The organism is Staphylococcus kloosii, assembly GCF_032139365.1.
Lineage (GTDB): Bacteria > Bacillota > Bacilli > Staphylococcales > Staphylococcaceae > Staphylococcus > Staphylococcus kloosii_A.
The window spans coordinates 17,379-32,710 of sequence record NZ_JAVTDB010000064.1; the positions used below are offsets into that span (position 1 = coordinate 17,379).

Sequence of the window (15,332 nt, forward strand, 5' to 3'; positions counted from 1 at the left end):
TTGCGCAAAGTAATAGCATGATTAAAATGCAAATAATTATAGCAGTTACCATTTCATCACTACTTTCTATCGCCTTTTAGTATTTTATCCGCCACTTGCATACCACTAAGCGTAACCATCGGCATACCTGGGCCCGGATTGACTGAACCACCAACAAAATATAAATTTTTATAATATTGACTATGTTTAGGAAATTTAAACCCGTGATTTTTCCTTTTATCAGATACCACGCCATAAATCGCGCCCTTATTCGAACTATACGTATTTTCAATATCATGAGGCGTCCATATATCTTCATATATAATATGTTCTCTTAAATTATCTAAGCCCATGTTTTCAAGCTTTTCTAAAATACGCTCTCGAAATAGTGCGTATTGTTCTAGTGAAAATGGTTCATCTTGTATATACGGAATATGTGGCAACACTTTTATATTTTCACAATTATCAGGTGCTTGATTGTCATCGGTTTTATTTACATTTACAACGTAAATCGTAGGATCAGATGGGAGCTGATATGCTTTAAATACCTCATCATAATTAATTTCAGCGTCGCTAGAGAAGAAAAAATTATGATGTTTTAGTTCAGGGTATTGTTTATTTACACCTAAGTGCATAACGTAGCCAGAACTTGCTGGTTCAAACTTACGTTCCAGTTTAGCTATCTGCGCTTGATCGAAATGTAATAAATCTCGATACACTGGGATAACTTCCATATTAGAAATAATATAGTCGGCATACACAGTCTGGCCATCTGCCAGTACAATAGAGCTAATCTCGTTTTGATTGTGCGACAAGTAGTCAATCTTTTGATTTAAGTGAATATTCACGCCTTCTTCTTCGGCTAATTGTTGCATTGCTTCAGCCAATTTGTGAATACCACCTTTGACATACCATAAACCCTGTTCATGTTGCATTTGTGGCAATAACGTTAGCACGGCCGGCGCATCGTATGCAGATGAACCCACGTATTTAATAAAATAGCCTAGCATTTGTCTTAAATAAGAACTGCTCACACGTTTATTAATTGCTTGTTGCATCGTTGAAAAGTAATCGAATTGCCTCAATGCTTGAAGTGGGCCATGAAATTTAATTAATTCAGGAATCGTATCTAATCCTTTATTAAAATATCCTTTTTCAGTGATGCGCAATATTTTTTGAGCATAATCATAAAATTGTGTTAATTCTTGGCCATCTTGATCATCTAAAATAGTGTTGTTAGCTATTGTTGCCTCTACCGATTCAAACAAATCTATGATTGTCTCATCAGGATAAAAGTTACGTATTTGTAAATCTAACCGTTGAACGTCAACATAATCTGAAAGTTTCTTATGACTATAATTAAACAGTTGTTGAAAGATTTTAGGCATAGTTAAAATAGACGGCCCTAAATCAAAGCCAAACCCTGCTGTTTCCAATCGATTTACTTTGCCACCAATATGTTTATTTTGCTCGTAGAGATCTACTTTGTAGCCTGCTTGTGCCATTCTAATCGCAGCGCTGATACCACCTAAGCCACCACCAATAACTGCTACCCGTTGATTATTCATAACCTCACCTCCTTAAAATCACAATTTACTATAAAGCTGTTCAAACTTTGGTCGATTATACCGTTGCACAATAATAAATGGCGCATTGGCTATAACAGGATAAAGAAAATTTATATATTTAATTAATGGACGTTGTTTATAAAATACAACTCCCGGCAGAATACATAATGCATGAATAAACTCCGCCCTACGTGTTTCTATAATAAATTGTTTAATTTTTGTCTTATCATTAAATTTAGCAAGTTGCTTTTTGTTTGTAATTTTAGGATTTAATTTACTGCCATCAGGCAAATAATCTTTCCACTTCTTCACCTTAAAATATTGTTGCCAAAATTGTCCTCCGCGCTCCCACTGATATGTGTTAAACAATCGTTTGTGTTTAATAAAAAAATTATTTGGCATAAACGTCCCTACTATCGATATGGACATGTGCGTGATAAACCAAAAGATTGTGCAATACAAAGCTGCTTTTTTCATGCACGTCACCTCTATTAATTCGTATAATGTGCCTTATCTTTGTTTAATAACCAATTACCAGTAGCTAAATAACTAGCATAACCTGACCAGGCAACATAAGGTACCATCAAGCTACCACTGGTTTTATTAGTTTGAAAATAAGTTGCGGTTGTTGATGTAACGGCAGTAAATAAGACAAAACTTTCAACTACAGCAGCTCCACGCAATTTATATCTGAAGTAAAGTAATGACCATAAAAAGTTCAACCCTAACTGACTATAATGCAAACTATTAATCACTTTACGGTTCTTTTTATTTTTAGCAGTTACAAATGCGATGCCCATACTTACATATAAGACTGGCCAAACAATTGGAAAAATATATCCCGGTGGAGATAATGGAGGCTTAACATTTTGCCGATAATCTTTACGGGCATTTTTCACTGCATATTTTCCGATTACGTTGCCTCCTATAAACGGCAACAAGGCTTCGATTATTATTTTAATATATTTCATTACTCTACACTCCTATAGTTCAGCGTTAGAAATATTATTATTTTTCGCTAAACATGATTTTAGTTGCTTAAATCCTATTACTCCTAAAGCGCCAACTACTACTATTGAGCTTACTGGTATTAAAATTTGTTTTAAGTTATTCATATACATTCTCCTTTTATAATTCTGCATTAGACATGTTGTTATTTTTTGCTAAATAAGATTTTGCTGTTTTCGCGGCTACTATACCTGAAAGACTTAACAAAGTAACACTAGTCGCTTTAATCATCTTATTATTTGTAGCATTTTTCTTATGCGCTAACTTTTTCATTTTTAAAGTAAATAAATTCATTACGGTTTTGTGTAACTTCGCTTGGGTAAATTTATAGACAATCCAAGGTAACGTCGGTTGATATTCTTGTAACGCAACCAAGCCTTGTGTTGAGTTAATTATTCTACGGAACTCTAAAGTAGCACTTCCGCCATCGTCGGCATGCGCTAATTCGCCACCTACAATTTGATAAACTACTCGTTCGTCATTTGACACCTGATGGTCTTTTTCTAGCAATAGTAAGAGTTTATCTAGCCATAACAACTTAATTGCGAAATAGTTTTCATCAATGGCACTTTCCACCATGTTAAAGGTGATTTTATTTAGGAACTTACCGTACGTATTAGCTACATCATCCATCGTGAAGCCCTCAGGTATAGATATGCGTGTAATTGCTCGTACATCTTTAATTGTCATTCCTTGTTTTGAACTGTGCTTGTCTTTAGATTTAGGCTCGAGTGACTGTTCTTCTTGTAGTGCGCGTTCTACACTGCTTTCATAGTCAATTTTTCCTATAGAAATACCTTCGACCGTTTTATCTTGGTCTCTTGTCATATTATGAATCAGGCTATCCATTAATGGATATACCATTTCTTTAGGTACACCAGAAATAAGCTTCACCCAATATTTACTAAGCCAAATCGGAATAATGGGTAAATCTAACATTGGCAAGTTTTTATCTAACACATTTGCGGTGTGACTAAATAAATCTTTATAAGTCATGTGTTCTGGTCCACCAATATCGATAGACTCGTTGTTACTAGGGTTACGGTCAACGATACGCTCTAAGCCGTTGATAACATCATCGATAGCTACCGGTAACGTCGTATTGTATGCCCAGCTAGGTAACACTAACATTGGTAATCGTTCAACAAGTTTTTTTAAAATAGGATAAGAACTTCCCTTAGAGCCAATGATTAACCCAGCACGTAATGTACTTACTGGAATACCATAAGACCCTAATATTCGCTCACACTCTAAACGGCTTCTAAGGTGTGGCGATAATGCTTCTGTATCTGGTATTAATCCACTCATAAATACGATGTGCTTCACACCATTAGCCTTTGCTGCTTTAGCGAAGTTGTCTGCTAATAAAGCATCCATATCTTCAAAATTCGCTTGCGTTAATTTAGCATTAGGCATCATTGAATGCACTAAATAAACTGCTGTATCAACACCTTGCATGACTTGTGTCGTTTCTTCTAAGTCAAACATATCTGCTGCCCGCCAAGTCACATTCGTTTCTTGCGGCTTATTATCAATATTTCTAGAAACTGCAATAACTTCATAGTTTTGTTTTAATTTTGCTTTAAGATGACCACCGATATAACCAGTGGCACCAGTGAGCAATACTTTTTTCATCATTTCACTTCCCTACGTGACTGAAAATATTTTATATTTCTGAATAGAAATTATTCATAAAATAACTTATTTACCTTAATTAAATCATTTATTTAATTACTGTTATTAAATTCCCTTTAATTATATTGTAAAACATATTTTTTCAGTAACTGCTGGAGAAAGCCAAAAAGACACTTATAGCATCCGCTAAAAATACGGATGCATAAGTGTCTTTAGTCTAATGAATGGCTTAGCTATACCTATGCTAAGTTGAATTTATCAAGGTATGGTTTAATGCGTTGTAACATCATCGTCCTGTATTGTTCATCAGCATGATAAATACTTCGCAAGATATTACTTAATATCATTCGGTAATCTCCATTAGGATTCTTACTTATTGCTTCAATAAACTTTTGAATATCTGACAGGATAGCAGCAATGTAACGTCCATTGGCTCTATAGTCAGGTTCATTATTTATTTTGAAACCATTTGCGGTTAACGTATAAGTTACTGTTTCATCATTAGCAAATGGTACCTCGATAACTTCATTCGTTTCCCCTCTTAAAAGTGTACGTCTACCATTAGCCTCTCTATGTTTAACAATAATTTTGTCTCCATATGACAAGTTAAATTGTTGCACTTTCACTGCAAGTTTGCGATTACCAACGATTGATTCATCTAATAATACATCACCGTTTTGCTTAATAATTTTGATGTGCGCATATTCATCTTTAAAGTAGTTGTGTGGCACGCCAGCATATTGTTGAAGCTTAACCTTCATATTTCCTGGGTTATAATCAATTTTTAAAAACGCTCTATTATTATTCCCTTTTAACGACAAATATTGACTATAAAACCTTTGATGCGAATCTACATGTGGGTATGACACAGTTATATTATTAGCAACGCCTTCACGTACAATAATAAATGCATGATTAGGCAAGGATTTATCCTCTGTATAAGGTGCTACAATTTTATATAATCCAGGTCTTAAATTATTAAAACGCACTACTCCATTTTGAATTCTAGCTTGAGCAACAGTGTTTTTACCATCTACTAACTTCAATACGGCATCTTGGGATAATCTTTGGCCGTTAAGCTGTAAATTAATTTGTGCAGTCGCTTTTACTTGTGAATCAGTTAAATCTGATGATCTTACGAGCTCATATTCTGTAGCTAAGCCTAGCTTTTTAATGTGTCTTTGACGTTCTTTTTCGTTAGTTATTAATAACGCCAATGGGTATACATAAGATTGTTGAAGTGCTTCTAGCCTATCTTCAGTAGGTTTGGAGACAGTAATATTATATAACTTAAAATATGGTAAAATATTGGCATTATGTTTGGCCATCCAATATTCACTAATCCACTGAGGTAAGTGTGAAGATAGTTTATTGCTTGCCGCTTCTAAGCGCAAGTCTTGTAACATAGCAGTTAAACCTTTGATACCAGTTAGTCTAACCATACGTGTCATAAAATCTAACTTCTCTCTAAGCGTCGTTTGCTTAATATCAAATACTAAGTTATTTTGCAACATACGCTTGTGAATAGCAGCTTGATATCTACGTTGATCGTTGCCATAAAGCCAGCCACTGCTCCTCTTTTCAACATATCGTTGGTATTGATTAGCAAATATATTGTTCCATACTTCATTCAAATGTATATCTGCATCATTCGTCAATATACCATCATAACCATGTCCTACTTCGTGTAAAGCAAGCCATCCTTTTGTTAAAAAGTTCGCAATCGAGTGACTATTGGTAGCGATATGATCATTTGAATAATATGCAGCGCCTGCACCATGTTTATCTGCCGTAGCAAAGTATTTAGAGCCATTATTAAAATTAACTGACTTAATATCGTCACTAAGCCCCGCCCATTCATTGTAATGACTTATTATATCATCGTAATATGTTATTAATTCATCCAAATTCTTAAATTGGTAATCTTTAGTATTATGTTTCATATTTAAGATATGATGACGATCGATTTTAGGGATTAACAACGCATGATGCGTACCATCTACATATACATAACTAGCATCTTCTTCAAGCCACCTACGTTCAAATAGCTTCTGATTCCAACCCTTGCGATAAGTAGGAAGTGCCTTCCCTAAGTTATTTTCCACATAATATTCAATTTGTGGTGCTTTAGCTATTCCTTTAGGCATGTATATAAATGCTGCACTATCAATAGTTGTTTTGATTGCCGTCCATGCACCATTACTATTAACAGTGGCAGTTTTGTTTAATCGGCTATCATAGGTCGCTAAATTAACACGTAAGTTGCCAGCCTTATTGCCTTTTACTTGTCTTACATACAAATTCGTATTGGCAGGAATAATGAAACCAAGACTGTCACGCGCTTGATTAATTCCTCTATTGGCACCTAAAGTTTGTGCTTTGTTACCCACTCTAAGTACTTCTACCGCTTTACGATAGACTTGTTCTCTAACTTCTTTTACTTGTACTGGTCTGGCATTTGTTTGAGGTAAAATAATCGTTTCGTTAAATGTTGTTTTCGGAGGTACTTGAGGTGTAGCCAGTTTATTTTCTACCGACCTTGTCACTCTGCTCGTTTTTTGTGTATTGCTTTGAGTTTTTACATGAGCATTATTAGTTTCAACTTGATTGTCAGTATTGTATTGACTTGTTTTATCTTTGCGTTGTTGGTCGGTGTGAATTTGAGGCGCCTGTTGCTCATTGTCTCTTTGGTCTTGATTCTGTTGTTCAACATTTACTTTATTAACATGAGTTTGCTTCGTGGTATTACCAGACGGTTGATTAGTCACATGAGCATTCGTTCGTTGCTGTACTTTATGTTGATTAACATCTTGTTCGTTTTGAACTACTGTTGCTACCTTCGTTAAACTCTCAGAACCTGATTGGTTATTTTGAACTAAGGCTGAGCCGTTTTGTTGCTTATTAGACATGTTATTTAATGCATCGTGCGCTTGTTCAGCAGCTGACGCTTCAACACCATGACCTAAGTAACAAAAAGTGCCAAATAATACAGCTACAATTCCAACACTAAGTTTACGAATTGCATATTTTTGTCGTTGTTTCAAAGTAAAATTTTGTTGTCGTTTCATCGTTAGAAATAAATCCTTCCTTATATAGTAATATTTTCGACCTGTAATATAAGTCGCTATTATATTACTTGTTTTTTATACAGTATTTTTTACTAAATAAGGTAGAATTTTTACTTTTCCAATTTGATTTTTACTTACATATGTTCATCTTTATTATATATGTACTGCATGTTTATAAATGGCTTTATAACGGATATTATGCCACTATCATTCACTAAAGATATGTTGCAAATAGGCACAAATTTTGTCACTTCAATTTAAATAAACAAAATATAGATCAATGACATATTTTGAGCTACATAAATTCATTTTTTATTTCATTTAGCAATAACTGAGCAGCTTTAGAAAAATGAACTTATACTTAATAACAATAACGAACTTGTCACTCCGCCTTTTGTTTTACCAGATGCGTTGCCAAATAACCCTGCTCCTGCACTAAGTACATTTTATAATTATTATAAAACTTCACGTGGTTATCATGAGCGTTCTATAAATTCAACTACAGCTTGGACAGCAACGACATTATATAGTTTTTTTGCTTTTGATTTAAACAATCATCTAGAATTATTGAACAACAAACAAATTTTTTTAATTGCTGGAGAAAATGCTCATTCTAGATATCATTCAGAAACGATAGCAGAGCTAATACTTCATAATACTGAACTTACTATTATTCCTGAAGCAGATCATTGTGATTTATATAATAAAAAGAATTTAATACCATTTGATAAAATTGAGGCATTCTTTAATAATATGTAATATTGAATAAGCATTGGGCGTAATTCAACATAATGGTTGTTCCATGTGAAACTTCCAAAATCATAGTTTTAATATATTTCAGCACAATAAAAGTCTGGAACATCATATCATGTCCAGACTTTATTTTTTTATTGCCTATAGATAACTGAACTGAAAACGAGCTTGTATCAAGCTTTTTCAACTCTAGTCATTCTAAATGGAACAGGACTACAAAATCTTCTTATCCAATTAAGATTTATGCCCTGCTTCCTTTTATTATTTATAATCGTGTATAGCACCTTTTTTAATCGTCGTTAATACTTCCATGTCATTATCTAAGATTACGATGTCAGCATCTTTACCCACTTTAATGCTACCTTTTTTATGAGCAATATTTAGCGCTATAGCTTGGTTTAAACTTGTGACACGCCATAGATGATCAAGTGAATCACCAGTAAATTCAATTAAGTTACGTAAACCTTCATTCATTTTTAATATACTACCCGCTAGTGCACCCGATGCTAGCCTTGCTTCAGAGCCTTTAACAGTAACATTTTGACCACCTAAATCATATTCTCCATCTGACATGCCTTTCGCACGCATAGCATCCGTAATTAAATAAAAATGTTCATTCCCTTTTTGTTTATAAGCAATTTTAACTGCTGCAGGATGCGAATGAATACCGTCACCTATTAGTTCCGTATGCAAACCTTCATTGACCCAAGCCGCACCAAATGCACCTGGATCTCTATGTTCAAATGGCGTCGCGGCATTGTATAAATGTGTAATATGTTTGGCGCCATGTGCTGCCGCTTCCATCGTTTCATCAAACGTTGCTACCGTATGCCCGATAGAAAAGATAATTTCATCTTTAAAACGTGCTAATGCTGCTTTTGCACCTTCAACTTCTGGCGCAAAAGTCATTACTTTAATATTACCTTCAGCCACTTGCTGTAATCTTTCAATTTGAGCTACATGTGGACGTTGCACATATTTCGGATTTTGCGCTCCGACTTTATGTTCAGAAATAAACGGGCCTTCTAAATGAATGCCCGCAATTTCGGCTGCATTATATCCATCTTGCGCTTTTGAATACTGAACGATATTTGCTAATGCACGTTCAATATTGTCGTTAGATTGTGTCATCGTCGTCGCTAAAAATGATGTCGTTCCTTCTGACATTAGCGATTCCGCTAAATGTTTCAAGCCATCATAATTGGCATCCATCGCATCTTCACCGTAGCCACCATGGATATGGATGTCTATAAATCCAGGTAACACATTCGCACCTTTAACGTCGACTGTTTCAAGACTCCCCTCATAGTTACCATGCCCAATTTCAGTAATTTCATCATCTTGAATAACAAGGTAACCATGTTTAATCGTTTCGTTTTCTGTATAAAATACACCGTTTATTAATACATAATTTCCCATCGTTTTTACCTTCTTTTCACTTCGAATATTATCATTTAATTTATCGAATTCATTCCATAATCATTTTACTATAGTTGCTAAGAAACATCACATAAATGCATTATATTTTTAACATCATGATAAAAAACGCCCACGCTTAAATGATTTTAAACGTAGGCGTAAGTGATTAATGATGTTTAAGTTTTAATGAATAGGATTGTCCCTTTCCGATTCATTATTGACGGTCGTTATCGTTTTTTGATTCCATTTTTTTAGAGAACTTGCTAAGTTGTTGCTCAGCAAAACCTTTACCGCCAATACCAAATGAAATCGCAAATGCTACTGCTACGGCACCTAAGATTAATAAGAATGCCACGTTAACAATGCTTTTAGCAAAGTGTAACTGATCTAATGTCATAAATACAGAAACGATAATGACTAAGTATTTAGCGATTTCTGCTAACATTGCGTTACCAGTAGATTTGTTTAATAGTTTGGCAATTAAGTTACCACCGATAAAGCCTAATGCTAAAATAATCGCACCAGAAATCACTAATGGTAAATAACCGATAATTGCATCACCAATTTTGTTTAATACGGTTAAGTTAACAGTATTTAATGCTTGTACTGCAAAGAATAAACCTACAAGTGTAGAAATAATCCAACCTGTTGCTACTGGAATATCAATACTGTTTTTGTCCTCACCAAAGTTTACGTATTTATTAAAGCGACTAACTCTAAAGTTAGCTAAGACATTTTTAACTAATGTACCTAATATTTTGGCAATGAATAAACCTACAATCAGGATAATTACTGCCACAACAATTTTAGGCGCAAAGTTAAACATGCTTGTCATCATACCTTTAATTGGCATTGAGACAGCTTTCATTTTTAGTTGATCAAATACTGGTGGTAAGAATAGCAAGAAGATGAAGAAGTATGCTAACTTACCAAAAGTTTGCACTATTCCATCAGCATTGGCATTGCCACCTTGGTCATCAACTAAACCTTTTTTCTGTAACCAAGCTTCGAAACCTAAAGCCCCTAAGCCTTTAACGATAATTTTCTTAACGATTATCGCAATAATCCATGCAATTAATAATAATACGATTGCCCCGATAAGGTTTGGTAGGAATCCTATAATTTTATCGAGCACACTAGTGAATGAATCTACAATATTACTCATAAAAATCAACCTCCTTTATGGGAAGTTACCCTATCAATATGTGTTTAATCTTATTTTTTAAAATTTTTTTCAATGCTTATAACTAATTTAAATTAATTAAATATGGTGAAAACTTTTAATAAAAGTCTTAATAGTTGATTTGGCAATATTATGATGACAAATTTTAAAGTTACTTACATATTATTGGTTTTTATCTTCTTTAAGAAAATGTATGAGTGTTGCATCTCTTTCTTTTATAGCATCTTGTAATTGTTCATTCTCATCCCAATCATAAAAACCATGACCTGTTTTATAACCCAAATTACCATTGGCTACTAAATTTGATAAAGTATCACTAGCTTTTCCATCGCTATTTAAATCTTCAAACAGATAGTCTGCTATTGCACTAAACGTATCCAAACCACCTAAATCCGCAGTCATTAATGGGCCGATACTCAAATATCTACGCCCGACGCTATAACTAACGGCTGCATCGATATCTTCTTTAGAAGCTATACCCGCATCGAGTAAATATTGTGCTTCTCTAAACATCGCAAATTGTAGTCTGTTACCTATAAAACCTTGTATCTCTTTATGAATCGTTATTGGTTTTTTACCACTCTCTGTTAACACTTTTTCCGTCCTCTTAAGAGTTTCTTTATTAGTTCTGTCACTTTTTACAATTTCAACTAACGGAATCAGATGTGCTGGATTCCAAAAATGTGTAATAACAAAGTTATCCGGATAATCATATGCTGCTGTTAATTGTTGTAATTTGAACCCTGACGTATTACTGGCTAACACTACTTCTTTAGTTACAAGCTTGTTGAGCTTCTTATACAATTTATGTTTGATAGCTAATTTTTCAGGCACTGCTTCGATAATAAAAGAAGCTTGATCAACGACTTCTTCTAACAATGTACTAAATTGAATTTTTTGTGCTATTCCATCTTTTTGCGTTTTAGTAATCAATTCATGTGTGTGCAATGAAGATAGATTTTTAGCCAACTCATCTTTTGCGCTTATTATATCGCTATGATCTATGCCATAAACCTTTACATCAACATCTGCTAGCGCAAACGATAAAGCGATAGAATGCCCCATCGTGCCGCTACCTAATATTGCAATACGTTCCATAAAATATCCCCCTTGTTTAAATAACCTTCATCTATGAGCGTGCATGAAATTAATGATTTCCACAAGTATAGTCATACGTATAATTTTATATTTTGTATATATAAAAAGGTGATGAACTATTTATGCTCACCACCTTTCCTCATTATTGTTGCTTAATTTTTTTAGATTTTGGATCGAAATAATGGATCGATTCTTTTCTTAATTGTTGTTTTTGCTCGTCTGAAATGTCATTTTTATTACCGTATACTGCAGACTCCCAACTACCGTACATTGGGTTAGGGAAAATAATATATTTCTTACCGAAATCATCTTTATGTTGTTGTACTAATTTTTCTCTATCTGCTTGTGAAGGAGATTTGGGATTATCAAAATCTAATAAATTATCGCCAAATAACATGATTAAATTATGATTCTTTTTAACCTTTGCTCTTCTAGGTTCTTTACTTTTATCATCTTTACTTTTCAGCATTAAATGCTCTTTAGTAGCTTGCGGGATGTCTTGATTTTTTAAGTTTTGTAGTGTCCCTTTAAAATCTTGAGGATAATCTCTATCCGTTATGTAGTAAATGTCGACGCCTTTTTTATCCGCATATTGTAAAAATTCTTTCGCACCATATACCGGTTTCGCTTGAGCTGACGCTACCCATTCATGCCATCCTTCTGGATGTGACTTATTATATAGTGTTGCATAGCCTTGATATGGCGAATTATCAAGTACAGTTTCGTCTAAATCTAATGCAATCGCTAATTTTTTCTGACCTTTGCCTTTATGCTTTTGCTTTTTTAACTCTTTGTCTAATTGAACTTTAGCGCTGTTATATCCTTGTAAATATAACGCTTTAGCTTCGGCAGAATTTTGATACCATGACACTGCCATCGTATTTTCAGAGCCTACAGTTTCCTGATTTTGTTGTTTAGGTGCTGGCTTAGTTTGCGTCGCCGTGCTTTCTGCATGTGCCGTCGAAGAATATGTACCAAGTGGAGCTGAAACAGTAACGGCTGTAGTTAGTGTAAGTGCTGCAACGTACTTTGAAAATTTCTTCATAAATTCACCTCATTCAAAATTTTAAAACTTAATTCATCAGCAATTATATAATACTTTAACTATATAATGTACCTCATAATCTAGATTTTATTAAAAATTAAGAATTTTTACGTAATTTTCATTAATTATATAATTCATTTATAGAACTAGTTATTCCAAACGTATGAGTTTCCAGGGTAAAATAATGAAGCAGATAAGTTATAAACTCTAAGTATCGACGTTAGTTCTAATACATCTAGTTGCTTTAATCCAACAATATGTGCCTTTGTGTTATCTACGTTACGTTCTGTGTATCCTATGTAATATGCATGCTTAAAATCAATATTTATCCATTCGTTTTTGTAATATGAATGTCACGGTTCCACTCTTATTATCAAGTAATTTTGTTTTATAAAGCACACTATTTTTCGTCCAAAGGATAAACAATCATTGTTTCTTCGTCATATGATTCAATTATCTATGTGATACAAGTCGCTGCAAAAATAAAAATTTTGGCTATTTTTAAGTAAAATACTTGCCGTAAATCACATTTCAATGCATACTCATATTATGAACTGATGTGTTGTATAAAAAGTTAATTTATCAATAAGTAAAACGCTTACTTTTATCTTTTGATAAATGATTTTGATATAATGAAATTGGGTAAATAACTTTTAGCATTTAATTTAATGACCTCCACTCAACCCATTACTAAAAGTAATAGGTTGAATTAAAATTATGTATTTTTATAATAGAACGAAACATATTATAATTATATATGGACAGAGGCCATGGGTAACAACAAGTGTTACTAATAACTTAATTAATGAAAGGTGAGACATTATGGCTAATCAAAAAGAATCAAAAGATGTCATTCTTATTGGCGCCGGCGTCCTTAGTACGACATTCGGTTCAATGCTTAAAGAAATCGAACCAGATTGGAATGTTAAACTTTATGAACGCCTAGACCGTCCTGGTATTGAAAGTTCAAACGAACGTCACAATGCAGGTACTGGTCACGCAGCACTTTGTGAATTGAACTATACAGTGCAACAACCTGATGGTTCAATTGACATTGAAAAAGCAAAAGAAATCAACCAAGAATTCGAACTTTCAAAACAATATTGGGGTCACTTAGTACGAGAAAATTACATCGCAAACCCTAAAGAATTTATCCGTCCTTTACCTCACATCAGTTTCGTAAGAGGTAAAAACAACGTTAAATTTTTAAAAGCTCGTTACGAAGCAATGAGAAACTTCCCAATGTTCGATAATATTGAATATACAGAAGACATTGAAGTAATGAGAAAATGGATTCCATTAATGATGCAAGGTCATAGTGCAGACGATATTATGGCTGCAAGTAAAATTAATGAAGGTACAGACGTAAACTTTGGTGCGTTAACTCGTAAATTAGCGAAAAACCTTGAAGAAACACCAAAAACAGAAGTACATTACAACCACGAAGTTGTTAACTTCAATCAACGTTTAGACGGCAAATGGGAAGTTGAAATTCGTGAACGTAATAGCGGTAGAACTCAAACTCAACTAGCTGATTACGTATTTATCGGTGCAGGCGGTGGCGCTATTCCATTGCTACAAAAAACAGGCATCCCTGAAAGTAAACACTTAGGTGGCTTCCCTATTACGGGCCAATTCTTAGCTTGTACTAACCCAGAAGTTATTAAAGAACACGATGCCAAAGTGTACGGTAAAGAACCACCTGGCACGCCACCAATGACTGTGCCTCACTTAGATACTCGTTACATTGACGGAGAAAGAACTTTATTATTCGGACCATTCGCGAGCGTTGGACCTAAGTTCTTGAAAAATGGTTCAAACTTAGATTTATTCAAGTCAGTTAAACCATATAACATTACAACATTATTAGCAGCGGCTGCGAAAAACTTACCATTAATTAAATATTCATTTGATCAAATCTTAATGACTAAAGAAGGTTGTATGAACCACTTACGTACTTTCTATCCAGAAGCACGCGACAAAGATTGGCAGTTATACACTGCTGGTAAACGTGTTCAAGTAATTAAAGATACTGAAAAAGAAGGTAAAGGTTACATTCAATTCGGTACAGAAGTTGTTAACTCTTCTGACCATACTGTAATTGCTTTACTTGGTGAATCACCAGGGGCATCAACTTCTGTATCAGTAGCACTTGAAGTATTAGAGAAAAACTTCTCAGAATATAAAGATGCATGGTTACCAAAAATTCAAAAAATGATCCCTTCATATGGTAAATCATTAATTGATGATGCTGACTTAATGAGAAAAATACGTAAACAAACTTCAAAAGATCTTGAATTAAATTATTACGAAAAATAGTTTTTAGCACTGCCATTATTGATATGCACGTTTAAATTTATTTAAATGGCCATATCAAATGGCTTAGTGCTATTTATTACTCATCTCAGTCTAATTATTTCGTTATAATTAATGAACTTAAAGGAGTACAAGATATGAAAACATTATTAGTTGTTGTAGCCTTAGGTGCATTAGCATTCTTCGGCCTAAAACGTTACCAAAAACATGTAAACAAAGCACCCAACATCGAATATTAATAAGCAAAGAGCCTGGGACTA

Annotated in this window: 13 protein-coding genes; 3 read left to right on the plus strand and 10 right to left on the minus strand. The window is 33.9% G+C overall.

All coding sequences use genetic code 11. The features are described from left to right. Positions 1 to 59: 59 nt before the first annotated feature. The 6 genes from RPL90_RS08315 to RPL90_RS08340 all read right to left on the minus strand — a co-directional run bounded on the left by RPL90_RS08315 (position 60) and on the right by RPL90_RS08340 (position 7,258). A complete protein-coding gene (locus RPL90_RS08315) occupies positions 60 to 1,547 on the minus strand; it encodes a phytoene desaturase family protein (RefSeq protein ID WP_313547664.1) in 1,488 nt (495 codons plus the stop codon). An 18-nt stretch (positions 1,548 to 1,565) separates the two neighbouring features. Continuing rightward, positions 1,566 to 2,024: a glycosyl-4,4'-diaponeurosporenoate acyltransferase CrtO family protein gene (locus tag RPL90_RS08320; protein WP_313547665.1), complete on the minus strand. Its 459-nt coding sequence runs from the start codon at positions 2,022 to 2,024 to the stop codon at positions 1,566 to 1,568. A 14-nt stretch (positions 2,025 to 2,038) separates the two neighbouring features. After that, entirely contained in the window at positions 2,039 to 2,518 is a 480-nt protein-coding gene (locus tag RPL90_RS08325) for a TspO/MBR family protein (protein ID WP_313547667.1), read from the minus strand. Positions 2,519 to 2,530: 12 nt separating this feature from the next. Further along, positions 2,531 to 2,662 (minus strand): hypothetical protein, encoded by a 132-nt coding sequence (locus tag RPL90_RS08330; RefSeq protein ID WP_313547669.1) that lies wholly within the window; start codon positions 2,660 to 2,662, stop codon positions 2,531 to 2,533. Positions 2,663 to 2,675: 13 nt separating this feature from the next. Further along, positions 2,676 to 4,190: an NAD(P)H-binding protein gene (locus RPL90_RS08335; protein WP_313547686.1), complete on the minus strand. Its 1,515-nt coding sequence runs from the start codon at positions 4,188 to 4,190 to the stop codon at positions 2,676 to 2,678. Between the two features lie 239 nt (positions 4,191 to 4,429). Further along, positions 4,430 to 7,258, minus strand: a complete 2,829-nt coding sequence (locus RPL90_RS08340; RefSeq protein WP_313547671.1) for a putative mucin/carbohydrate-binding domain-containing protein — start codon at positions 7,256 to 7,258, stop codon at positions 4,430 to 4,432. A gap of 411 nt (positions 7,259 to 7,669) precedes the next feature. Here RPL90_RS08340 and RPL90_RS08345 point away from each other — a divergent pair, with 411 nt between their 5' ends. Next, the gene (locus tag RPL90_RS08345; protein WP_313547673.1) at positions 7,670 to 8,017 is read left to right on the plus strand and encodes an alpha/beta hydrolase family protein; all 348 of its coding nucleotides are present in this window, start codon (positions 7,670 to 7,672) and stop codon (positions 8,015 to 8,017) included. Between the two features lie 255 nt (positions 8,018 to 8,272). On the opposite strand, the gene nagA is transcribed toward RPL90_RS08345, so the two are convergent. The 4 genes from nagA to RPL90_RS08365 form a co-directional block, all read right to left on the minus strand. Next, positions 8,273 to 9,430 carry an N-acetylglucosamine-6-phosphate deacetylase gene (nagA, locus tag RPL90_RS08350; RefSeq protein ID WP_313547675.1) on the minus strand — a complete coding sequence of 386 codons (1,158 nt, stop codon included), beginning with the start codon at positions 9,428 to 9,430 and terminating at the stop codon, positions 8,273 to 8,275. Positions 9,431 to 9,644: 214 nt separating this feature from the next. Continuing rightward, entirely contained in the window at positions 9,645 to 10,595 is a 951-nt protein-coding gene (locus RPL90_RS08355; RefSeq protein WP_313547677.1) for a mechanosensitive ion channel, read from the minus strand. Between the two features lie 180 nt (positions 10,596 to 10,775). Next, complete coding sequence (locus tag RPL90_RS08360; protein WP_313547679.1) at positions 10,776 to 11,711, minus strand: 3-hydroxyacyl-CoA dehydrogenase family protein; 936 nt, start codon at positions 11,709 to 11,711, stop codon at positions 10,776 to 10,778. 142 nt (positions 11,712 to 11,853) lie between these two features. Next, positions 11,854 to 12,756, minus strand: coding sequence for a 5'-nucleotidase, lipoprotein e(P4) family (locus RPL90_RS08365; RefSeq protein ID WP_313547681.1), 903 nt, complete (start codon positions 12,754 to 12,756; stop codon positions 11,854 to 11,856). A gap of 822 nt (positions 12,757 to 13,578) precedes the next feature. Here RPL90_RS08365 and lqo point away from each other — a divergent pair. Both lqo and RPL90_RS08375 read left to right on the plus strand, forming a co-directional pair. Next, a complete protein-coding gene (gene lqo / locus RPL90_RS08370) occupies positions 13,579 to 15,075 on the plus strand; it encodes an L-lactate dehydrogenase (quinone) (protein ID WP_313547683.1) in 1,497 nt (498 codons plus the stop codon). A 134-nt stretch (positions 15,076 to 15,209) separates the two neighbouring features. Continuing rightward, positions 15,210 to 15,311 carry an SE2200 family small protein gene (locus tag RPL90_RS08375; RefSeq protein ID WP_064485312.1) on the plus strand — a complete coding sequence of 34 codons (102 nt, stop codon included), beginning with the start codon at positions 15,210 to 15,212 and terminating at the stop codon, positions 15,309 to 15,311. Positions 15,312 to 15,332 lie beyond the last annotated feature (21 nt).